General features: G+C 68.8%; 20 protein-coding genes. 8 read left to right on the top strand and 12 right to left on the bottom strand.

The window, feature by feature from the left end; translation table 11 throughout:
- Positions 1-11 precede the first annotated feature (11 nt).
- The 6 genes from GPA22_RS17520 to GPA22_RS17495 form a co-directional block, all read right to left on the bottom strand.
- Complete coding sequence (locus tag GPA22_RS17520) at positions 12-461, bottom strand: MaoC family dehydratase (RefSeq protein WP_169257345.1); 450 nt, start codon at positions 459-461, stop codon at positions 12-14.
- Between the two features lie 187 nt (positions 462-648).
- On the bottom strand, positions 649-936 hold the full coding sequence (locus GPA22_RS17515) for a type II toxin-antitoxin system HicA family toxin (RefSeq protein WP_169257344.1): 288 nt from the start codon (positions 934-936) through the stop codon (positions 649-651).
- A gap of 71 nt (positions 937-1,007) precedes the next feature.
- Positions 1,008-1,844 carry a spermine/spermidine synthase domain-containing protein gene (locus GPA22_RS17510; RefSeq protein WP_169257343.1) on the bottom strand — a complete coding sequence of 279 codons (837 nt, stop codon included), beginning with the start codon at positions 1,842-1,844 and terminating at the stop codon, positions 1,008-1,010.
- Between the two features lie 136 nt (positions 1,845-1,980).
- Positions 1,981-3,282, bottom strand: a complete 1,302-nt coding sequence (locus tag GPA22_RS17505; protein ID WP_169257342.1) for an NAD(P)-binding domain-containing protein — start codon at positions 3,280-3,282, stop codon at positions 1,981-1,983.
- On the bottom strand, positions 3,279-4,814 hold the full coding sequence (locus GPA22_RS17500) for a cytochrome C (protein WP_169257341.1): 1,536 nt from the start codon (positions 4,812-4,814) through the stop codon (positions 3,279-3,281). Before GPA22_RS17500 ends, GPA22_RS17505 begins: the two co-directional genes overlap by 4 nt.
- Positions 4,804-5,676, bottom strand: a complete 873-nt coding sequence (locus tag GPA22_RS17495; RefSeq protein ID WP_169257340.1) for a hypothetical protein — start codon at positions 5,674-5,676, stop codon at positions 4,804-4,806. The genes GPA22_RS17500 and GPA22_RS17495 overlap by 11 nt, the downstream gene beginning before the upstream one ends.
- A gap of 242 nt (positions 5,677-5,918) precedes the next feature.
- Between GPA22_RS17495 and GPA22_RS17490 the strand changes: the two genes are divergently transcribed.
- The 6 genes from GPA22_RS17490 (at position 5,919) to GPA22_RS17465 (ending at position 13,108) form a co-directional block, all read left to right on the top strand.
- Positions 5,919-6,584 (top strand): cytochrome c3 family protein, encoded by a 666-nt coding sequence (locus GPA22_RS17490; protein WP_211169197.1) that lies wholly within the window; start codon positions 5,919-5,921, stop codon positions 6,582-6,584.
- An 80-nt stretch (positions 6,585-6,664) separates the two neighbouring features.
- Positions 6,665-7,819, top strand: coding sequence for an NHL repeat-containing protein (locus tag GPA22_RS17485; RefSeq protein ID WP_169257339.1), 1,155 nt, complete (start codon positions 6,665-6,667; stop codon positions 7,817-7,819).
- A gap of 21 nt (positions 7,820-7,840) precedes the next feature.
- Positions 7,841-9,886 (top strand): hypothetical protein, encoded by a 2,046-nt coding sequence (locus tag GPA22_RS17480; RefSeq protein WP_169257338.1) that lies wholly within the window; start codon positions 7,841-7,843, stop codon positions 9,884-9,886.
- Positions 9,887-9,888: 2 nt separating this feature from the next.
- Positions 9,889-10,938 carry an NHL repeat-containing protein gene (locus GPA22_RS17475; RefSeq protein WP_169257337.1) on the top strand — a complete coding sequence of 350 codons (1,050 nt, stop codon included), beginning with the start codon at positions 9,889-9,891 and terminating at the stop codon, positions 10,936-10,938.
- The gene (locus tag GPA22_RS17470; protein WP_169257336.1) at positions 10,935-12,665 is read left to right on the top strand and encodes a cytochrome c3 family protein; all 1,731 of its coding nucleotides are present in this window, start codon (positions 10,935-10,937) and stop codon (positions 12,663-12,665) included. Before GPA22_RS17475 ends, GPA22_RS17470 begins: the two co-directional genes overlap by 4 nt.
- Positions 12,666-12,712: 47 nt before the next feature.
- Positions 12,713-13,108, top strand: a complete 396-nt coding sequence (locus tag GPA22_RS17465; RefSeq protein ID WP_169257335.1) for a hypothetical protein — start codon at positions 12,713-12,715, stop codon at positions 13,106-13,108.
- A gap of 182 nt (positions 13,109-13,290) precedes the next feature.
- On the opposite strand, the gene GPA22_RS17460 is transcribed toward GPA22_RS17465, so the two are convergent.
- The 6 genes from GPA22_RS17460 to gcvH all read right to left on the bottom strand — a co-directional run bounded on the left by GPA22_RS17460 (position 13,291) and on the right by gcvH (position 20,785).
- Positions 13,291-16,740: a pyruvate carboxylase gene (locus GPA22_RS17460; RefSeq protein WP_169257334.1), complete on the bottom strand. Its 3,450-nt coding sequence runs from the start codon at positions 16,738-16,740 to the stop codon at positions 13,291-13,293.
- A 201-nt stretch (positions 16,741-16,941) separates the two neighbouring features.
- A complete protein-coding gene (gene pabB / locus GPA22_RS17455; RefSeq protein ID WP_169257333.1) occupies positions 16,942-18,063 on the bottom strand; it encodes an aminodeoxychorismate synthase component I in 1,122 nt (373 codons plus the stop codon).
- 5 nt (positions 18,064-18,068) lie between these two features.
- Entirely contained in the window at positions 18,069-18,947 is an 879-nt protein-coding gene (locus GPA22_RS17450; protein WP_169257332.1) for a formyltetrahydrofolate deformylase, read from the bottom strand.
- On the bottom strand, positions 18,928-19,359 hold the full coding sequence (locus GPA22_RS17445; protein WP_169257331.1) for a dihydroneopterin aldolase: 432 nt from the start codon (positions 19,357-19,359) through the stop codon (positions 18,928-18,930). The genes GPA22_RS17450 and GPA22_RS17445 overlap by 20 nt, the downstream gene beginning before the upstream one ends.
- 5 nt (positions 19,360-19,364) lie before the next feature.
- Positions 19,365-20,333, bottom strand: a complete 969-nt coding sequence (gene lipA, locus GPA22_RS17440; RefSeq protein WP_169257330.1) for a lipoyl synthase — start codon at positions 20,331-20,333, stop codon at positions 19,365-19,367.
- 83 nt (positions 20,334-20,416) lie between these two features.
- The gene (gene gcvH / locus GPA22_RS17435; RefSeq protein ID WP_169257329.1) at positions 20,417-20,785 is read right to left on the bottom strand and encodes a glycine cleavage system protein GcvH; all 369 of its coding nucleotides are present in this window, start codon (positions 20,783-20,785) and stop codon (positions 20,417-20,419) included.
- A gap of 132 nt (positions 20,786-20,917) precedes the next feature.
- Here gcvH and GPA22_RS17430 point away from each other — a divergent pair, with 132 nt between their 5' ends.
- Together GPA22_RS17430 and GPA22_RS17425 are read left to right on the top strand one after the other, a co-directional pair.
- Positions 20,918-21,823, top strand: a complete 906-nt coding sequence (locus GPA22_RS17430; protein ID WP_169257328.1) for a LysR substrate-binding domain-containing protein — start codon at positions 20,918-20,920, stop codon at positions 21,821-21,823.
- Positions 21,824-21,930: 107 nt separating this feature from the next.
- The gene (locus GPA22_RS17425) at positions 21,931-22,326 is read left to right on the top strand and encodes a hypothetical protein (RefSeq protein WP_169257327.1); all 396 of its coding nucleotides are present in this window, start codon (positions 21,931-21,933) and stop codon (positions 22,324-22,326) included.
- Positions 22,327-22,338: the final 12 nt, after the last annotated feature.

The following is a 22,338-nucleotide window of genomic DNA, read 5'->3' as shown; positions in this document are numbered from 1 at the left end:
CCGCGAATGCCTCAGTCGCGCGCCGGCACCAGCATCTCCGCCTCGCCCTCCAGCACCACCTTGCCGCCCACGCTACAGACGGTATCGAAAATGGCGCGGCGCTTGGGGGTGTTGAGTTCCTTCAGCGTCACGCGCGCGACCACCGTGTCGCCCGGCTTCACCGGTGCCCTGAACTTCAGCGTCTGCGACAGGTAGATGCAGCCCGGCCCGGGCAGCCTGTTCGCGAACAGGGCGGAGATGTAGCTCGCCGACAGCATGCCGTGGGCGATGCGGCCACCGAACATCGAGGCGTTGGCAAACTCGTCGTCGAGGTGGGCCGGGTTCGTGTCGCCCGATACGCCTGCGAACATCAGGATATCGCCATCGGTGACGGTGCGCCCGCTTGCGGCGGTCATGCCCACCTTCAGATCCTCGAACCGGTAGCCGAGGCTCTCCGAAAAATCGCGCGTTTGTTCAGTCATGTCATTCAGGTTCCGCTGAGCCTCGCCCCTGACGCACGACGGTCGTGCGCGCCAAGGGCGAGGCAATCCATGTTGGGGACGAGTCGCGCCGGCTTCCCCGGCGATCGACCCCATCAGCATAACTCAAATGACTGGACATGCATGTGACAGAAGGCAAGCACTCTGCCCGCCTTGAGCGCTTTCCCCGCTAAGCGTGCCCGCCGTGCTCCTGCTCGTATGCCGACAGGCTCACGCCGGCGTGCGCAAGGTACTCGCGCAGCTGCTTGATGTCCTGCTTCGTGCACGCGCTGCCATGGTGTGGGTAATGCAGGAAGCCTTCCACCTTGTTGAGCACGACGCGAAACCGCGCGCCATGCGCCGGTTCTATCGTGGCACCGAGGTGATTGAGCAGCGATTCGACCTCACGCCAGTGGATGTTGGCACTGATCGGGTCCTGGAAGATGGCGCGCATCAGCGCGATGTGCTTGTGGCTCATGGCTCTCGACCTCCGTGCTGTGACGCCCCGCGCGCCGCGACTGCCGGCGCCCGCGCCGCCGTGATGTGCCCTCACGCCCCCCGCGTTCTTCGGCCGTCCTCGTCCCACAGGTCGGGCCGGTAGTGCGCGCGCCGCTCGAGGCGGCCCTGGATGCGCTGCGCCGTCGACATTATCCCGATCGGGTGATGGGCGGTGAGCTTTCGCGCCCGTTCGAGGAGTTGCGAACGCCGGGGCGGGAATCCGCGCCCCTTGCAGGCGAATGCAATGCGGTTGCTGTCCTCCTCGGCGCCGACCGCGACGAAGCGATCCTCGAAGCTGTCGCGGATGCGCGACGCGTACAGCCCGTAGCGGCGGTCGCCGGACCAGAGGTTGACCGCCAGCACACCGCCGTCGGCGAGCAGCGAGTGGCAGTCGTCATAGAATCCCGCCGAGCACAGGCGCTCCGGCTGGCCGCCGCGGTCGAAGCCGTCGATCAGGAGCACGTCAGGCGCGTGCGCGCGTTCGCGCACGTAGGTCGCGCCGTCCGCGCACACCACGCGAAAGCGCTCGCTGTCGGGCGGGATGCCGAAGGCGTCGCGCAACGCGATCACGTCGGGATCGATCTCGACGGCGGTGAAGCGGGCGCGGGGCAAGGTGCGCAGGCAGTATTTCGCCAGCGAACCGCCCCCGAGTCCGATCATCACGATGTCGCACGGTTCGGGGTTGAAGAGCAGGAAACCCATCATCGTGCGCGTGTAGTCGATCGCGAGCGCGGCGGGATCGTCCAGGCGCATCTGGCTCTGCACGGTGAAGCCATCGAAGTGCAGCGAGCGCAGGCCGTCGGATTCGACGACATACGGGCGCCCCTCCTCGGCGGCGGTCATCGCGAGGCTGCAGTAGCGCAACAGGGAAAGTTCATCGAGTTTCATCGCGGCTGCCGGTGACGGTTCGACCGATCACCCGCGCTCCGGGGGCAAGTGGCTTGCGTAACCCGCATTGTAAGACGCCGTGGCGGCGAACGCCTACGCATCGGCGCCGGTCGCGGGCCCCCGGTCGGCAGGCGCGTCACGCGCTGCCGTACCTGGTCTCGACTTCGACCCCCATCGCCTTGAGCATCGCCGTGGGCAAGATGCCGCCCGCGCAGACAATGACCGTGTCGTTGTCGAGCGCAAGCCCCTGGCCCTTGTGGTCGAGCATGACGCGATCGGCCTCGACGAGGGTGACGGTCGAGCTCAGCACCACGGTCAGGCGCCCGGCGCGCTCGGCCTCGGCGAGGCGGTCGCGGTTCTTCGGCTTGACGCGGCCGAAGGCGTCGCCGCGGTACGACAGCGTGACGCGCGTATCGGGCTCGGCGGCGAGCGATACGGCCGCTTCGATCGCGCTGTCGCCGCCGCCGACGACGAGCACGGCCTGGCCGCGGTACTGCTCGGCGTCGGTCAGGCGGTACACGACCTTGGGCAGGTCTTCCCCCGGCACGCCCAGCGTGCGCGGCGTGCCGCCGCGGCCCAGCGCCAGCAGCACGTTGGCGCTGCGGTATTCGGCGCGGTTGGTGCGCACGACGAAGCCCTTGTCGAGGGGCGTCACCTGCTCGACGCGTTCGTTGTAGTTCACCGGCATCTTCACGCGGTCGGCGGCGGCCTGCCACAGGCCGAGCAGGGCTTCCTTGAGGATCTCGCGCACCTTCAGCTTGCCCGCGAGCGGCAGCGTCACCGGGTAGGTCATGACGAGCTTGTTGCGCGGGAAGCGGTGATTCACGGTGCCGCCGAGCGCGTTTTCCTGCTCCAGCGTGATGAAGCGCAGCTTCTTCTCCATCGCCCCCAGCGTTGCCGCAAGCCCGGCCGGGCCGGCGCCGACGATCACGACGTCGAGCAGGTCGCCCTCGGCCCGTTTCTTCGCGACCGATTCGATCGCCAGACGCCCCTGGTCGATGGCGTTGTGGATCAGCCCGAGGCCGCCCAGCTCGCCGGCGATGAAGATGCCTGGCACGTTGGTCTCGAAGCTGGGCGCCACCTGCGGGATGTCCATGCCGCGCTTCGAGGTGCCATAGACGAGCGTGATCGCCTCCACCGGACAGGCCGGCGCGCAGGTGCCGTGGCCGATGCAGGCCGCCGGGTCGACGAGATGGGCCTTGCCGCCGACGAAGCCGATCGCCTCTTCCGGACAGGCGCGCGCGCAGGCGCCGCCGCCCATGCACACCGCCGGGTCGACCACCGGGTAGCGGCTCGACGGCTCGGCCATGCCGGCCTGCAGCGCTTCCTCGAGCACCGCCTGCGAGCGTGCCTCGCGGCCGGTACGCTGTGCGAAGTGGTAGGCCAGGGCGATGATGAGGGGCGACGCGTACAGCGTCCAGATCAGGCTGTCTTTCATGGTCGGCGTCCGGCATCGGGGGTGCGCCCGTCGTCGCGGCGGGCGGGGCGCGCGGGCAGGTCGTTGGCCGGGGCGCAGGCGGGAATCCAGAACGCCGCCTTCGGCGGGTCGTCGTCGCGCCGATGCGCGCCCGGTTCGGTGCCGCCGCGGCAGAACCTGTCCGTGGCCGCGCGCAGGATCTTGCGCCAATCGTCGGGCAGGTGGCAGGTGTCGCATTTCTGCTCGAAGCTGCCGAAGTGGATGTCGTCCTCCTTGTGGCAGGCGTGGCAGCGGTCGTCGGTCCTCGCGCGGAACGGGCCGTCGCGGTGGCAGGCGTCGCACTTCACGGCGCGATGGCGGCCGGCGCGCGGGAATCTGGTGTCGCGCTCGTGATCGAAGACGATCGTCCGCCAGCCCTGCTCCACGTGGCACGCGGCACAGCGCCCGCCGTAGCGCCCCTTGTGGCCGCGTTCGCGGTCGTCGCGCAGGTGGCAGCCGACGCATTCGAGCGCGGGCTTCTCGCGCATCCCGGGGTCCTTGTGGCAGCTCTCGCACTTGACGCTGCGGTGCTTGTCCTTGAGCGCGAAGCGCGTGTTCTGGTCGTGGTCGAAGCGCCCGCTCTTCCAGCCTTCCGGGTTATGGCAGCTCGCGCACTTCTCGCCCAGCACGCCCTTGTGGGAATCGTCCTGGCGGTGGCAGGCGATGCACTGCGTCGGCAACTTCTCGGAATACAGCGGCGCGCGGTGGCAGGCCGTGCATTCGATCGTGCGGTGGCGGCCGAGGAGCGCGTAGTTGGCGTCGCGGTCGTGACGGAAGATCGTCGCCTTCCAGTCCTGCTCGGTGTGGCAGCTCTCGCAGCGCGGGCCGTTGTGTCCCTTGTGCGCATCGTCCTTGCGGTGGCAGGACACGCACTCGCGCGCCGTGCCGGCGTAATGCTCGTCGACGTGGCAGTCGGCGCAGCGCGCGCGGGCGTGACGGTTCAGCAGCGGGAAGCGCGTGCGCCCGTGGTCGAAGCGCGCGACCTTCCAGTTGTCCTCGACGTGACAGTTCTCGCAGCGCTGGCCGAGGCCTTCGCGATGCTTGTCGTTGCCGCGGTGGCAGCTGTAGCAATCCTGCGGCGCGTCGCGGTATTTCCTGCCCGTGCGGTGACAGCCCGAACACTCCTTGCCGCGGTGGGCGCCGCGCAGCTGGAAATCGGTCTGGCGGTGGTCGAACTTCTTCTCGTCGAAGACGACCACCTTCGCGTCGCGCCCCTTGTGGTCCGTATGGCAGCGACGGCACTGCTCTTCCTTGAGGCGCCCGTGGTAGCCCGCACCGTCGCGCACGTCGGCGCGCACGTCGCGGTGGCACGCGAGACAGCGCTGCGGCTGCGAACTCGGGCTGAAGCGCACATGGCATTCGCCGCATTCGTGCTCGACGTCGGCGTGCCCCTTGATCACGGCGCCCGGCATGACCACCGACTCCAGCGACTGGCCCCACGCCGACGCTGCGCCGAGCACCAGCCACAGCACCACCAGGGCCGCGACACGGGCGAGCGGGCCCTCAGTACGCATGCACCGCGATCACGTGTACGACGGCGGAAAGCACCAGCAGGAACAGGAAGGGGATGTGGATCACGTGCCACAGGGCGAACAGCCGTTCGTAGGTCGTGAACTGGGCGGTGCGCTGCGCGGTCGCCGTGGCGGCGTCGATCGTGTGCAGGAGTTGGGTGAGTTGGTGACGCCCTGCCGGATTCGCGCGCACGGCGGTCACGCGAACGGCGCGGCGGATGCTGCGGCGAACGAGGTGCCGGCGTCCACCGAGCGACATGAAATGCACCGCGCGCTGCCAGCGCCTGGCGGGCTGAGCGGTCGCGTGATCGATATAGCGCCGGGCGTCGTCACCGATCGCCGGCAGCACCTGCAGCTGCGGCTGCAGCGCGTCCAGATGCTGTTGCAGCGTGCCCTCCAGCTCCTTCAGCGTCGCGCGGCTGCCCGACAGGCCGCGGTGCACCTTGCGATACAGGAAACGCCCGACGATGCCGCTGAAGGTCACCAGCAGAGTGCTCGCGAGTGCGACCCCGCCGTTGAACGAGCCGATGCGGAAGGTCGAATGGAACAGCACCAGCAGGGGCCCGAACAGTCCGGCAGCGATGTGGAACAGGAACCAGCCGCGCATCGTGCCGATGCTGCGCAGGCAGCGCAGGCGCTTGCGCAGCGCGTAGGGCAGCAGCGTGAGCATCAGCACCCCGCCCACGAGGCCCAGGTTGTAACCGAGCGGCGAGCCGGCGGTATAGGGCTCGTGGAAAGCGACCCACACGCCCGTCCCGATCAGCGCCGCGATCGCGGCCGCCACGGAGAACCGCCGCGCGGCGGCGCGCGAAGGCATCGTCAAGCCGGCGGAAGGCGTCGCCGGAACGGCCGCGGACAACCCCATTTCAATCCCCTTGTCATCGAAAGGATCGGCGTCGCCGATCGTTCATCCGCCCGGATTCCAGTTCCGGTGCGGCCTACCGCCACGTCATGCCGCTGCGATGATCGCTCGTCATTGCAAACGGCGCTTGACAGTACAAACACGTTTTGAGATATTTCATCACAAATACGAATCATTCGCAATTGCATTCGCAATAATAACCGGGCGCAAAAGGCGCCATTCAAGGCATATCAGGGGGCAAGGGGATGAGGCAATCAAAGCTGCGCGGGCGAGCCGCGGGATGGCTCGTGGGCGGCATCGGGATGCTGGCGGCACACGCCGGCTGGGCAGGCACGATCACCGGGTCGGCGCACGATTTCTCCGCATTGAACTGGTCGGGTGGCCGCATCTGCGTCGCCTGCCATGCGCCGCACAAATCCGACACGAGCGTCGCCGACGCACCGTTGTGGAATCACACGCTGTCGACGACGGCCTACAGCCTCTACAGCAGCGCCACGCTGAAGGCGGCCGTATCCCAGCCGGGCGGGACGTCGAAACTGTGCCTGTCCTGCCATGACGGCACCATCGCGGTCGACAGCTTCGGCGGCACGACCGGCACGACGATGATCACGGCCGGCAGCAACATCGGCACCGACCTGAAGAAATCCCACCCGATCGGCTTCACCTACGACAGCGCGCTGGCGACGTCGAACGGATCGCTGCACGACCCGCTCACGAAGTCCGTCACGATCGGCACCGCGCCGCAGACGAAGACCGGCACGATCAGCGCCGTGCTCCTCTTCGGCGGCAAGATGGAATGCGGCTCCTGCCACGACGTGCATAACACCTTCACCGTCGGTGGCAAAGGCAGCGGTCTGGTCAAGGTGACGCAAGCCGGCAGCAAGATCTGCCTCGACTGCCACAACAAGTAGTCCCGCGCATGCGGCTGCCGTCCCCGGCGCTTCGGCGGGGGGGCGGCGGCGCACGCCCCGCCATCGTCACGAGCCCGATCATGAACCACGCCCTTCCCTTCTTCCGCCGCCTCCTGCCCGCGGCAGCGGCGACCCTGCTGGCGCTGTCGCTCGCCGGCTGCGCCTCCACGCCGAGCAAACCCGCCGCGGCACGGGCCGCGGACGCTGCCGCGCCGGTGTTCTATCCGTCGCTGCCGAACCCGCCGCGCATCCAGTACCTGACAACGCTCGCCGGCGAGCGCGACCTTGCCGCTGAAAAGGGCAAGTTCGCCGAATTCATCCTCGGCAACGAAGGCGAACGGCATCAGCTGGTCCAGCCCTATGGCGTGGCGATGACCGGCAGCAAGGTCTACGTCGCCGACAGCCGCGCGCCCGGCCTTGCGGTGTTCGACATGGCGCAGCGGCGTTTCTCGCTCGTCGCGGGGGTCGGCGGCGGACGCATGAAGCAGCCGCTCAACGTGCGCATCGACAGCGACGGCACGAAGTACGTCACCGACGGCGGGCGCGAGCAGGTCCTCGTCTATGACCGCGACGACCGCTTCGTCGCCGCCTACGGCCGCCAGGGCCAGTTCAAGCCGATCGACCTGGCCATCGTCGGCGAGCGGCTGTACGTCACCGACATCACGCATCATCAGGTGCATGTGCTCGACAAGCGCTCCGGCCGCAGCCTGTTCACCTTCGGGCAGGCGGGATCGGAGATCGGCGAGCTGTTCCACCCGACCAACATCGCGCTCGGCACGGACGGCGACCTCTACGTCGTCGAGACCGGCAACTACCGCGTGCAGCGCTTCACCCCGGAAGGCAAACCCGTCCGCACCTACGGTGCGGTCGGCTCGGTGCCGGGCAGCTTCGCCCGTCCCAAGGGCATCGCGATCGACCGCGCGGGGCGCATGTACGTCGGCGACGCCGCGTTCGAGAACGTCCAGATCTTCGACGCCACCGGCCGCATCCTGATGGATTTCGGCCAGGCCGGCGAAGGGGCGGAAGGCCTGAGCCTGCCCGCAGGCGTCACGGTGAGCTACGAGGGCATCGAGGCCTTCCGCCAGTTCGTCGCACCGGGCTTCAAGGTCGAGTACCTGGTGCTCGTGGCGAGCCAGTTCGGGCCCAACAAGGTCGACGTGTTCGCCTTCGGCAGCATGAGCGGCATGGATGATCCGGCGGCCGCCGCGGCCGGGCCGGCCCTCGCCGCCCGCTGAGGGGGCGAAGGGGATTGACGCATGCGACGATGCGCCGACGCGGCGCGGCTCCGGCCGGCGCAAGCACTGGCCGGGCGCGCGCTGGTGTCGCTGCTCGCCGGCTTCAGCGCGGGCGCCGCGGCACAGGAGGTCGCGTTGTTCAACCTGACGGACGTTGAAGGTCACGTGTCGACGAACTATCTCGGCAACCGCGACGCGACGCGCCAGGCCGGCCCCGCGGGCGTCACGCGCTCGACGCAGGGCGATTCGGACTGGCGGAACGAAGTCTTCCTGATGACGCACAGCTACGTCTACCACCCGAACTTCGTGACGCTGGACATCGGCGGCGGGCCGATCCTGCAGGCCGGCGCGCTCGAGACGGACGGCGGCACGACGCAGTCGCGCGGCGTGCTGTACAACCTCGTCGGGCGCGCGAACTTCCTCCGCGGCAAGCCGGTGAGCGGAGCGCTGTTCTACGAGCACCTGAACCCGGTGCTGTCGATCGCCCCCGGGCAGACCCTGCAGCAGGAGACCTCGCGCTACGGCATGGAGGTCGCGGCGACCGCCGCCGCGCTGCCGACGCCGCTGCGCTTCGAACTGACACGCTCGGAATCGAACGGCCGCAGCGACGAGCGCGTGATGCACGACCGCACCGACCAGCTGAACCTGCGCCTTTCGCGCGACATCGGCAAGCAGGGGGCGACGCAGGTCCAGTTCCAGGCCGTCCGCCAGGAATCGCTGAGCGGCAGCACCAGCCTGCCGATCCAGTCGTCGACGTCGGACAGCGGGAGCCTCGACATCGACACGCGCCTGCCCTTCGGGACCGACGGCGAGCACGAGCTGCTCAACCTCGTGTCGCTCAACCGGCACGATTTCGTGGTCGATGGACGGGCGATGCCGCAGCAGTCCGACCTCAACCTGCTCCTCGACCTGCGCATGAAGCATTCCGACGCGCTCACCAGCTTCGGCACCGCGCACTACAGCAACAACGACAACGGGGACCGCGCGGCGGTGACGCAGAGCGCCTCCTCGGGCATCGCCTGGTCGCCGGACAAGGAACTGGAGCTGTCGGCGGGCGGACGCATCGAGACGCAGCAGGCCGGCCCCTTCTCGGTGAGCGACCGCGGCGTCGACGCGATGGTGCGTCGCCAGCAGGCCTTGCCCCTCGGCACCCTGACGGCGAGCTACCGGGTGCGCCACGATCAGCGCAGCCAGCGGGCACAGGCGTCCGACGCGCGCGCGATCGGCGAGCGCACGATCCTCGGCGGAACCTCGCCGAGCGCGCTGTCGCAGGCGCGCGTCGTCGCCGGCAGCGTCGTCGTCAGCAACCTGACTCGCTCGCAGGTCTATGTCGAAAACATCGACTACACGCTCACCACGGTCGGACAGACGACGCGCCTTCAGCGCCTCATCGGCGGCAGCATCCTCGACGGCGAGGACGTGCTGGTCGACTACGCGTACGACCTCGGCGGCACCTTCGCCAGCGCGGAAACCGACCAGACCTTCAACCTCGGCTGGTCCCTGTCCCAGCGCCTGAGCCTCTACCTGCGCGAATCGCGCTCGACGGTGGAGGTCCTGTCGGGCACGCCCACCTTCGCGCTCGGCGACTCGCGCAGCCGGCTTTACGGCCTACGCACGGACCTGCCGTTCAGCGCAGCGGGCGTCCCGCTGTCGGCCGGCGCGACGGTCGAGCACGAACGCATCGTCGACCCGATCAGCCCGCTCGTGCGCAACGCCGCCGACCTGTACCTGCAGACCGAGGAACCGCTGTTCGATCTCGGCAATGTCGGGGTGACGCTGCACCGGATGACGATGGACTACGCCAGTTCCGCGCAGGACATGGACCTGCGCGGCTACGGCCTGCGTTTTTCGGCGCGCTGGATGGGCGTCGATGTGTCGGCGGTGCGCAATTTCGAATGCGACCGCGGCGGCCCGACGGTGCGCTGCCGCGTGGACAACGCGATCAACGCGCAGTGGCGCGAGCGCAAGCTGGCGATGAACGCACGGCTCGCGCACGGACGCGAGACCCAGGCCGGGTTCGAGCGCAGCCATACGCTGTTCCAGATCAGCCTGCGGCGGGATCTCTGACGATGACGCCCCGACGCTTCTCCGTCGTCGCGACCGCCTTCCGCCTCGCTCACGTCCTCGCGCTCGTCGCCGCCCTCGCGGGCTGCACCGGCAGCCGGCCCGACGCGCCCACAGGCCCGCCGCTCGTCTGGCCGCCGGCGCCGGAAACCGCGCGCATCGCCTACATCCGCAGCATCGCCGGGCCTGCCGACCTGGGCATCACGCGGAGCCTGCTCGAACGCATGCAGGACCTCCTGTTGGGCGCCGACGAGGCCCGCATGGTGCGCCCGATGGCCGTCGTCGCGGTCAAGGGCGTCATCTACGTCGCCGACCCGGGCGTGCAGGGCGTGCACCGTTTCGACCCGCTCGGCGGCGGCTACACCCTGGTGCGCGGACCGGGCGGCACGCCGCTGCCCTCGCCCGTGGGCCTCGCCGAAGGCGCCGCAGGCGACGTGTATGTCACCGATTCCCGGCTCGCACGCGTGCTGGTGATCAAGCCGGGCGAACGGACCGCCGCGCCGCTCGTGCTCGACAGCCCGCCGGTCCAGCCGACCGGCATCGCCTTCGACCCCGCGGCAGGGCACCTCCTCGTCGTCGACACCGGCGCCCATCGCATCCTCGTGTTCGACCACGACCTGCGCCTGCAGACGAGCATCGGCCGGCGGGGCGAAGGCCCGGGCGAGTTCAACTTCCCGACGGCGCTGTGGCGCGGGGCCGACGGCCGCCTGTACGTGACCGATTCGCTCAACTTCCGCATCCAGATTTTCGACGCAGACGGCCGCGTCGCCGGCGTCTTCGGCCGCTCGGGCGACGTGCCCGGCGACACGCCGCGGCCGAAGGGCGTCGCGACCGACCGCGACGGCCACATCTATCTCGTCGACGCCCTGCTCCACAGCCTGCAGATCTTCGACGAGGCTGGCCGCTTCCTGCTCCCGGTCGGCCAGCAGGGACGCGAGCGCGGCGACTTCTGGCTGCCGGCCGGCATCTTCGTCGGCAGCGACGGCTACATCTATGTCGCCGACTCCTACAACCGGCGCGTGCAGGTGCTGCGCTACCTGGGCGGGGCCGCATGACGGCGCGGACCTCGGCCCGGCCCCTCGCCGGATTGCCGGTGGCACTCGCGTTCGCCGCGACGCTGCTGCTCGCCGCCCTGCCCGCCGGCGCCGGCATCGTCGCGAGCAAGCACAACCTGTCGGCGAGCGGCCCGGGGACGGTCAAGGCGGCGAGCGAGACGCAGGTGTGCGTCTTTTGCCACATCTCCCACAACGCCTCGCCGAGCGAACCGCTGTGGAACCGCCGTGCGCGCACCGGCGGCTACACCCCCTACACGAGCTCCACCGCCAAGGCCGCCTCCGGCCAACCGGACGGCGCCTCGCTCGACTGCCTCTCCTGTCACGACGGCACCATCGCCCTCGGCGACCTGCGCAGCCGCAGCCAAGTCACGACGATGGCGGGCGGCGTGACGACGATGCCGGCCGGGCACAGCAACCTCGGCACCGACCTGTCCGACGACCACCCGGTGTCGATCCTGTACAACGCGGCGCTGGCGACCACCCGCGGCGAGCTCGCCGACCCGGCGACGCTGACCGCCAAGGTGCGCCTCGACGCCGGCGGCAAGCTGCAATGCACGTCCTGCCATGACGCCCACGACGACACCAACGGCAAGTTCCTGGTGATGCCGAACACCGCCTCCGCGCTGTGCCAGACCTGCCATCAGCCGGCACAGTGGAGCACCAGCAGCCACAAGTTGTCGACGGCGACCTGGAACGGCGTCGGCACCAGTCCGTGGCCGCACACCAGCGGCACCACCGTCGCCGCCAACGGCTGCGAGAACTGCCACCGCCCGCACTCGGCCGGCGGCCGCAAGTGGCTGCTCAACGATGCCAAGGAGGAGGACAACTGCAACCACTGCCATAACGGCAACGTCGCGGCGAAGAACATCAAGGCGGAGTTCGCCAAGGCCTCGGCCCACCCGGTCGCAACGACCACCGGCGTCCACGATGCCGCCGAGCCGACGGTGTCGCAGACCCGCCACGTCGAATGCGCCGACTGCCACAATCCCCACGCGGCGAAATCCGGCTCGGCCGGCGCCCTGCCCGGTTCCCTCACCGGCGTGCGCGGCGTCACGATCGGCGGCACCGCGGTCGAACCCGCCACCGCGGAATACCAGCTGTGCTTCCGCTGTCATGGCGACAGCCCCGGCAAGCCCGCCGCCCACATCCCCCGCCAGATCGTGCAGACCAACACGCGGCTCGAGTTCAGCACGTCGAACCCGTCGTATCATCCGGTCGCCGGCGCGGGCAAGGGCACCAGCGTCCCCGACCTGAAGGCGCCATGGACCACGGCCAGCATCATCAAGTGCAGCGATTGCCACAGCAACGATGCCGGCCCCGGCGCGGGCGGCATCGGCCCCGACGGCCCGCACGGCTCGAAGTACGCCCCGCTGCTCGAGCGCCAGTACCTGACCGCCGACTTCACCACCGAAAGCGCCGGCGCCTACGCGCTGTGCTACAAGTGCCACGACCGCAACATCCTGCTCAACTCGAGCACCAGCGTGTCGAGCACCGTGCACCGCAAGCACGTCGTAAGCATCCGCACGCCCTGCAGCGCCTGCCACGACCCGCACGGCATTTCCTCGACCCAGGGCAACGCGACGAACAACAGCCGCCTGATCAACTGGGACATCTCGATCGTGAAGCGCAACTCGGCGGGGCTGCTGAAATGGGAGCGCACCTCGGCCGGCCACGGGCGCTGCTACATGAACTGCCACAACGACAATCACAACCCCGAGACGTATTGAACGGCGGGGTTATCGACACCCGGATTTTTCCCGTGAAGGATGAAATCATGCTGCACATCGCATTCCGCCAACTCGCCGCCGCCGTCGCGGGCCTGCTGCTGTCCGGCGTGGCAAGCGCCGCGATCACCTGCTCCAAGGCAGGATTCGACGAACTGAACCGCGACCGCACGAACACTGCCTATTTCCTCGACGATGCCGCCGAGAAGGCCTGTCTCGACAAGCCCTTTGTTGCATCGGGCAGCGTCAAACAGGTCTACGGCAAGGACGAATTCGAGATCGTCGCCGAGGACGGCCTCGGCGTCACCGTGCTGCTCGCGGGCTCGCACGGCTGCGGCGACCTGCTGCAGATGAGGAAGGGCCAGCGCGTCAAGGTCGGCGGCACGGTGGCACGCACCTATCGCAGCGCCGGCACGATCCGCCTGCGCAACGCGGTCTGCCAATGAGTCGACAGCCGGCCCGCTGGGAGGACGTTGCGACAGGGCTGAGGCGTGAAGGGGGAGCCCGCGGCCCCGCTCGAGGAGGCGTGCGGGCACGTGGCGCTGCAGACGAAAAAACGGCCCGGGGCACGAAGCCCCGGGCCGGCAAGCCCTCTGGAGAGGAGGGGAGAACGCTGTAGGGGTCGCGCTTACTGCAGCTCGACCAGCAGATCCTTCGCGGCGACCTTGTCGCCGGGCTTCACGAACACCGCCTTGACGACCGCGTCGCGCTCGGCGGTGAGCGCGGTTTCCATCTTCATCGCCTCGATCGACACCAGCGGCGTGCCCTTGGCGATCTTCTGGCCGGCGTGCACCGCGACCGTCACGACGGCACCGGGCATCGGCGCGCCGATGTGGTTGGGGTTGGCCTCGTCGATCTTCGGGTGGCGGCGTCCGGTCGGGGCGGCGCCGGCCTTGGGGATGCGCTGCAGGCGCGGCTGGCCATTCAGCTCGAAGAAGACCTTTACGCGGCCCTCCTCGTCCGGCGTGTCGCTGCTACCGGTCTGGCGCACGATCAGGCTCTTGCCCTTCTCGATGTCGACGCTGATCTCCTCGCGGTCCTTGAGGCCGTAGAAGAACACCGGCGTGGGCAGCAGCGACACGTCGCCGAAGCGCGCATGGTGCGCGGCGTAGTCCTTGAAGACCTTGGGATACATCAGCCAGGAGGCGAGGTCGGTGTCGGAGATCTGGCGGCCGGTGGCGGCTTCGGCGTCGGCACGCGCGGCGTCGAGGTCGACGGCGGGCAGGAAGTCCCCGGCCCGGCCCGCGAGCGGCTCGGCGCCTTTCAGCACCTTGCGCTCGAGCTCCTTCGGGAAGCCGTCAGGCGGGAAGCCGAGTTCGCCCTTGAAGAGCGAGATCACCGACTCGGGGAAGGCGATTTCCTTCGCGGGGTCGCGCACTTCCGCGGGCGTGAGGTCGTTGGCGACCATGAAGAGGGCCAGGTCGCCGACGACTTTCGACGTCGGCGTGACCTTCACGATGTCGCCGAAGAGCTGGTTCACGTCGGCGTAGGCCTGCGAGACTTCCGGCCAGCGGTGGTCGATCCCCATCGCGCGGGCCTGCTCGCGCAGGTTCGTGTACTGCCCGCCGGGCATCTCGTGCTTGTACACGTCGGAGGTGCCGCAGCGGATGTCGGCCTCGAAGGGCGCGTAGGCGCGGCGCACGCCTTCCCAGTAGTGCGACAGCGACTGCATCGCGTCGAGGTCGAGCCCGGTGTCGCGCTCGGAACCGGCCAAGGCGGCGGCGATCGAGCCGAGGTTGGGCTGCGCGGTGAGGCCGCTCATCGCGTCCATCGCGCCGTCGACGGCGTCGACACCCGCTTCGATCGCGGCGAGCACGCTCGCGGCGGCAATGCCGGAGGTGTCATGGGTGTGGAAGTGGATCGGCAGGCCCACTTCTTCCTTCAGCGCCTTGACCAATGCCCTGGCGGCGCGCGGCTTGCACACGCCGGCCATGTCCTTGATGCCGAGGATATGGGCGCCGGCCTTTTCGAGCTGTTTGGCGAGGTTGACGTAGTACTGCAGGTTGTACTTCGGGCGGCTCGCGTCGAAGAGGTCGCCGGTGTAGCAGATCGTGCCTTCGCACAGCGCGCCCGCTTCATTCACTGCGTCCATCGCGACGCGCATGTTGTCGATCCAGTTGAGCGAATCGAACACGCGGAAGACGTCGATGCCCTCCTTCCCCGCCTGCTGCACGAAGTAGCGCACGACGTTGTCGGAGTAGTTCGTGTAGCCGACGGCGTTCGAGGCGCGCAGCAGCATCTGGAACAGCACGTTGGGCACCGCCTGGCGCAGGCGCGCGAGGCGCTCCCACGGGTCTTCCTTGAGGAAGCGCAGCGCCACGTCGAAGGTCGCGCCGCCCCAGCATTCGAGCGAGAAAAGCTCGGGCACCAGGCGTGCGTAGTGCGGCGCGATCTCGAGCATGTCGCGCGTGCGCATGCGGGTGGCGAAGAGCGACTGGTGCGCGTCGCGCATCGTCGTGTCGGTCAGCAGCACACGCTTTTCGTTCTTCATCCACTCGGCGAAGCGCTGCGGGCCCAGCTCCTTGAGGCGGTCGCGCGTGCCGGCGGCGGGCGCTGCCGCGAGGTCGACCTGCGGCTTGATCGGCTTCGCGAGCGGGAGCCTGGGCGCCTGGCGCCCGGCCATCTCGGGGTTGCCGTTGACGCTGACTTCGCCGAGGAATTTCAGCAGCTTGGTCGCGCGGTCCTGGCGCTTCTGGAAGCGGAAGAGTTCGGGCGTGGTGTCGATGAAGCGCGTCGTGCATTCGCCGGACTTGAAGAGCGGATGCGCGATGACGTTCTCGAGGAACTGCAGGTTGGACGACACGCCGCGGATGCGGAACTCGCGCAGGCCGCGGTCCATGCGGGAGATGGCTTCGTCCGGGCTGTGGCCCCAGGCGGTGACCTTCACCAGCAGCGAATCGTAGAACGGGGTGATCACTGCGCCCGAGTAGGCGGTGCCGCCGTCGAGGCGCAGGCCGAAGCCCGCGGCGCTGCGGTAGGCGGTGATGCGGCCGTAGTCGGGGGTGAAGCTGTTCTCCGGGTCTTCGGTCGTGACGCGGCACTGCAGCGCGTGGCCGTTGAGGCGGATGGCCGATTGCGCCGGGAGGTAGGCGTCTTCCGCCCCGATCCTCGCGCCTTCGGTGACGCGGATCTGCGCCTTGACGATGTCGACGCCGGTGACCTGTTCGGTGACGGTGTGCTCGACCTGGATGCGCGGATTGACTTCGATGAAGTAGAAGGCGCCGGTGTCGGCGTCCATCAGGAATTCGACGGTGCCGGCGTGGGTGTAGTGCGCGGCATGACAGAGCTTGAGCGCGGCGTCGCACAGCTCGGTGCGGCGGGCGCCGTCCAGGTAGGGGGCGGGGGCGCGTTCGACGACTTTCTGGTTGCGTCGCTGCACCGAGCAATCGCGCTCGAAGAGATGTACGAGGTTGCCGTGCGTGTCGCCCAGGACCTGTACTTCGACGTGGCGGGCGCGGCGCACCAGCTTCTCGAGGTACACCTCGTCGTTGCCGAAGGCGGCGAGTGCTTCGCGGCGGGCGACGTCCAGCAGGCCGGGGAGTTCTTCTTCGTTCTCGATCGCGCGCATGCCGCGGCCGCCGCCGCCCCAGCTGGCTTTCAGCATCAGCGGGTAGCCGACTTGGCGCGCGAGGCGCTTGATCTCGTCGAGGTCGCGCGGCAAGACGCCGGTGGCGGGCACGACCGGCACGCCCGCGGCGATCGCGAGGTTGCGCGCGGCGACCTTGTTGCCGAGGTCGCGCATCACCTGCGGCTGCGGGCCGATGAAGGCGATGCCGGCCGCGGCGCAGGCTTCGGCGAACTCGGGGTTCTCGGACAGGAAGCCGTAGCCGGGGTGGATCGCATCGACTTGCGCGTCCTTCGCGACGCGGATGATGTCCGCAATGTCGAGGTAGGCGGCGATGGGCTTCTGGCCGTTGCCGACCAGATAGGACTCGTCGGCCTTGAAGCGGTGCAGCGCGAAGCGGTCCTCGTTGGCGAAGATCGCCACCGTGCGGATGCCCAGTTCGCTCGCGGCGCGGAACACGCGGATCGCGATTTCGCCACGGTTGGCGACGAGGATGCTCTTGATCGGTTTCATGTGGCTGCCCTGCCCCTTTGTGTGCGTGGCTGGTTGTCGTTATGAATGGATACGTCGGGTGTGGAATCCGACCAAAAATGCCCGTTCTGGAAATTTACGGCTGTATGCGGCGGAACGATGTCCGTTAAGCGACAGGTTTTTGCAGATTTGAGCCGGTGGCGGCAAGTTGCCCCGCCCCAACTCGCCATCCGCGCCCCCACTTCATGCCGCACACTTCAAAATGCGGGCCTTCGCGCGCATCTCCTCGTATTCGTCGTGCGCGACCGAGTCCGCCGTGATGCCGCCGCCGACGCCGTACTCGGCGCGACCGGTCATGCCGTCGAGCGCCAGCGTGCGGATCGCGACGTTGAAGATCGCGTCGCCGCCCGGCTTCAGCAGGCCGATCGCGCCGCAGTAGATGCCGCGCGGTTCGGCTTCGAGGCCGGCGATGATCTCCATCGCCTTGATCTTGGGCGCACCGGTGATCGAGCCGCAGGGGAAGAGCGCGGCGAAGATGTCCGCGAGATCCGCGTCCGCGCGCAGTTCGGCCGACACCGTCGAGGTCATCTGATGCACGGTCGGGTAGGTCTCGATCGAGAAGAGCTCGGGCACCTCGACGCTGTGCGGTCGTGCCACCCGCGACAGGTCGTTGCGGATGAGATCCACGATCATCAGGTTCTCGGCGCGGTTCTTCTCGGAAGCGGCCAGCGTCGCGGCGTGCTGTGCATCCTGCTCGGGGGTGCTGCCGCGCGCGAGCGTGCCCTTCATCGGCTTGGAGATCAGGCGGTCGCCGTCGCGGCGGAAGAAAAGCTCGGGCGACAGCGACAGGATGCGGTGGCGCCCGAGGTCGAGCAGCGCGCAGTAGCCGTCCGGCTGCCCTGCGCGCAGGTGCGCGTAGAGGTCGCGGGGATCGCCGTCGAAGCGGCCGTGCAGACGGATCGTGTGGTTGATCTGGTACACGTCGCCGGCACGGATGTGGTCGAGGATGCGCTGGATGTCGGCGTCGTAGCGCCCGCGCTCGACGCCCGGCTGCCAGTCGTCGCAACGCACCGCGCCGCGCCGCGTTTCCTCGTCGACGGCGTCCGGCGCGTCGAACACGCCGAACCACGCGAGCGGCAGCGCCGAGCGCGGCCGGAAGCGGAACGCGGGATCGAAGGCCGCGCCCGCTTCATAGGTCACGAAGCCCGCGACCCACTCGCCGGCCCGCGCGAGCGTGTCGGCGCGGGCGAGCACGGCGGGCACGGCTTCGGGCCGGTGGGCCACGAGACGCAGACGCGGCCGGCGGAAGTGCAGCGGCGCGGCGCCCGCGGCATCGGCGGGGAAGTCGAAACGCAGGTTCGCCATGATGATTAGCGCAGCACCACGGTGCGCAGGCCGTTGATGAACACGCGATGCTGCAGCACGTAATGCAGCGCGCGGCCGAGCGCGAGGCATTCGACGTGGCGGCCGGTGCTCAGGAGCTGCTCGGGCGTGAAGGCGTGGTCCACGCGCTCGACCGCCTGCTCGATGATCGGGCCTTCGTCGAGGTCGGTGGTCGCGAAATGCGCGGTCGCGCCGATCAGCTTGACGCCGCGGGCATGCGCCTGCTCGTAGGGGCGCGCGCCCTTGAAGCCGGGCAGGAAGGAATGGTGGATGTTGATGACGCGGCCGGCCAGCCGCCGGCACATGTCGTCCGACAGCACCTGCATGTAGCGCGCCAGCACGACCAGTTCCGCGCCGCTCGATTCGATCAGCGCGAGCAGCGCCGCTTCCTGCTGCGGCTTGGTGTCGGCCGTGATCGGCAGGTGGTGGAAGGGCAATCCTTCCGCGGTCGCGAGCGGTTCGAGCAGGGTGTGGTTCGACGCCACGCCGACGATCTCCATCGGCAGCTCGCCGCGGCGCCACTGGTCGAGCAGGTCGCGCAGGCAGTGGTCGGCCTTCGACACCATCAGCAGCACGCGCATCGGGCGCCGCAGGTCGTGGATCTCGCCTTCGGAGTCGCGGAAGCGGCTGCGCAATGCGACATACTCGCTGCGCAGCGCGGCAAGCGCGGCATCGGTCGCGTCAACGACGCGGAAGGTCGTGCGCAGGTAGAAGCGCCCGCTGAGGACGTCGTCGAAGACCGTGAATTCCTCGATGTAGGCACCGTGCGCTTCCAGCAGCGCAGTCACGGCGGCGGTCTGGCCGCGTTCTCCCGCGGCGGCGAAGGTCAGCGCGAAGCGCGCCGGATCATTCAATGCTTGCGACATGTTCGGCCCTCTTCCGGGTGCGTGCGTCTGCGTTCTGTCTGATGCGGGCGTGTTCGCCGCGGTTCGTGGTGCGTTCGATGCCGACTGCGGTCGCGTAGCGGCTCACGCGCTGCTTGTAGAGGCCGACCGACACCTCCTGCACGCGCGGGTCGAGAGCGAAGGCGAAATCGAACACCTCGTTGATGCGCGTCTCCAGCAGCGGCGTGTGCGGGGTGCCCGGCCATTCGGTCGCGAGCCAGCGGCACAGCGGTTCGTAGTCGAGGCAGTCGCCGAGGTCGCCCGGCACGGTCGGCGCGAGGCCGGTCAGGGTCACGGAGACCCACACCGGCTGCGCATCCTGCTCGTCGTCGTAGAGGCCGACCGCGAGCCGCGTTTCCAGCCGTTCGATCCTGACGCTCCAGATTCCGTTCATCGCCGTCAGCCTCCGATCACGCCGCGCGCCTGCAGGTCGGCGTGGTAGGACGAGCGCACCATCGGGCCGGAGGCGACGTGGCGGAAGCCCATCTTCTCGCCGACCACGCGCAGCTCGTCGAACTCGGCCGGCGTCACGTAGCGGCGCACCGGCAGGTGGTGCAGGCTGGGTTGCAGGTACTGGCCGATCGTCACCATGTCGACGTTGTGGGCGCGCAGGTCGGCCAGCGTCGCCTCGATCTCCTCGCGCGTCTCGCCCACGCCCAGCATCAGGCCGGACTTGGTCGCGACCTCGGGGTGGCGCGCCTTGAAGGCCGCGAGCAGGTCGAGCGAATGTTCGTAGTCGGCGCCGGGACGCACCTCGCGGTACAGGCGCGGCACGGTCTCGATGTTGTGGTTGAAGACATCGGGCGGCTCGGCGGCAAGAAGGTCGAGCGCGAGGTCGACGCGGCCGCGGAAGTCCGGCGTCAGCACTTCGACCGTGATGCCGGGGTTGGCGGCGCGCGTCTCGCGGATGCAGTCGGCGAAATGCTGCGCCCCGCCGTCGCGCAGGTCGTCGCGGTCGACCGAGGTGATCACGACGTACTTCAGGCGCATGCCGGTGACGGTTTCGGCGAGGTTCTTCGGTTCCTCCGGGTCCAGCGGCAGCGGGCGGCCGTGGCCCACGTCGCAGAACGGGCAACGCCGCGTGCAGATCGCCCCCATGATCATGAAGGTCGCCGTGCCGTGGTTGAAGCATTCGCCCAGGTTCGGGCAGTTGGCTTCCTCGCACACGGTGTGCAGGCGGTTGTCGCGCAGCGTGCCGGTGAGCTCGCGCACGCTCTTCGTGCCGCGGAAGGCCGCGCGGATCCATTCCGGCTTGCGCAGCTGCTCGGCGGGCGTGATCGGGACGATCTTGACCGGAATGCGCGCGGTCTTGTCGGCGCCGCGCAGCTTGATTCCGGCTGTCGGGGTGGGGGTGCTTGTGTTCTGCATGAGAGGACTCCGGCGAGCGCCCGGCGAGTGCGGGGCGCCCGGTGGTGCATCAGCCGCGGTAGTAGCCTGCGGTGGAAGGTCGATCAGGCGGTCAACGCGTCGTAGGCGGCCTGGTCGAGCAGGCCGTCGAGCGCGGACGGATCGGCGAGGCGGATACGGATGAACCAGCCCGCGCCCTGCGGATCCTCGTTGACGGTCGCGGGCGCATCGGCCAGCGCGGCGTTGACTTCGACGACGGTGCCCGCCAGCGGCATCTTCAGTTCGCCGGCAGCCTTCACCGATTCGATGACCGCCGCTTCGTCGCCCGCCACAAAGCTCGCGCCCACGTCGGGCAGCTGCACAAAGACGATGTCGCCCAGCGCGTTCTGCGCATAATCGGTGATCCCGACCGTCGCGACGTCGCCCTCGACGCGCAGCCACTCGTGGTCTTCGGTGTATTTGATCGTGCTCATGAGGTCTCCTGGTTTGGTATCGGCTGATGCAAGGGTCTGCTTCAATGACGAAAAGAATGGTATCAACCTGTTGACATGAGCGATCTTGATAGTTGAAATAAAATCATTAATTCGCCAAATGCCCGGCCTGCCATGCCAAACATCCCCACCGAGCTGCTTCGCACCTTCCTGAAGGCCGTGGAAACGGGCAGCTTTACCCGCGCCGGCGAAGTCGTCGGCCGCACGCAGTCCGCCGTGAGCCTGCAGATCAGGCGTCTGGAAGAACTGCTGGACGCGCCGCTGTTCGTGCGCGGCACGCACCGCGTGAAACTCACCGAGGAAGGGACCACGCTGGCCGGTTACGCGCGACGGATGCTCGCGCTGAACGACGAGGCGGTGAGCAGCCTGCGCCGGCCCAAGGTCGCCGGCAGCGTGCGCCTGGGCGCGCCGCACGAATACACCGCTTCACTCTTGCCGGTAATCCTCGGCAAGTTTGCGCAGGCGCACCCCGGCGTGATGCTCGAGGTCACCTGCGACCTGAGCAAGAACCTGCTCGCGCGCCAGGAGAAAGGCGAGTTCGACCTCGTCATCGCGCTGCACGACGACCCGGAGGAACGCGGCGGCAACAAGGTGCTCACCGAACCGCTGGTATGGATCACCAGCATGGACCACGAGCGCCACACGCAACGGCCGCTGTCGCTGGTGGTCGCGCCGCCGCCGTGCATCTACCGCAACCGCGTGCTGCAGACGCTCGGCCGCCAGCAGCGGGCCTGGCGCATCGCCTACATGAGTTCCAGCTACAGCGGCATCATCGCCGCGGTGCGCGCCGGCCTGGGCGTGACGCTGCTCGCCGGCAGCACCGTACCCGAGGGCGTGCGGACGCTGGGCGAGCGCGACGGCTTCCCCGCGATGGGGCAGCTCGACGTGCGCCTGTACGAACGACCGGAGGCGACCACCGAGGCGGTACGCTGCCTCGCGGACTACATCACGAGCAGCTTTGCCACCTCCGACACCGCGCTGGCCACGGCGGGGTCAGGCGCGCACGTGGCGGGCGAATAGCCCATGGCGGGCCGGCGAGCCTGACCATCGGCGCGACAGATCCGTTTTCCTGTTGGCAGATCTGTCGAAAGTCTTATAGGCTGGAGCAGCTCCGGCAATAACAATTCATGATACGAACCTACCGCCGCTTCATTGCCCGCCTGGCCGTCGCCCTGCTGCTGTTCATGCAGCTGGTGGTGGCGGCGTACGCCTGTCCGGGCGTGGCGAAGGCCGTCGAATTGCCCCGGGCCATGGAAGGCGCGGGGATGGAGACGGGTGGGGATTGTTGCCCGACGCTTGACCCCGCCGACCCGAACCGCTGCCTCGAGCACGGGCAGCAGGACAGCAAGGCGACGGCGCCGACGCAGCTGCCGGAGCCGCTCGGAGTCGCGCTGCCGCTGTTGGCAGTCGCCCTTCCCATCGCGCTTGTCGTGGCCCCGACGCTGCCGGACGTTCTTCCCGAATTCCTCGCGCGCACCACGGCGCCACCCCCCGCCATCTCCTTCGGCGTTTTCCGATCCTAGCCTCCCGAGCCG

This window comes from Aromatoleum toluvorans (genome assembly GCF_012910905.1).
GTDB lineage: Bacteria > Pseudomonadota > Gammaproteobacteria > Burkholderiales > Rhodocyclaceae > Aromatoleum > Aromatoleum toluvorans.
This window is presented reverse-complemented; position numbering and strand designations above follow the sequence as displayed.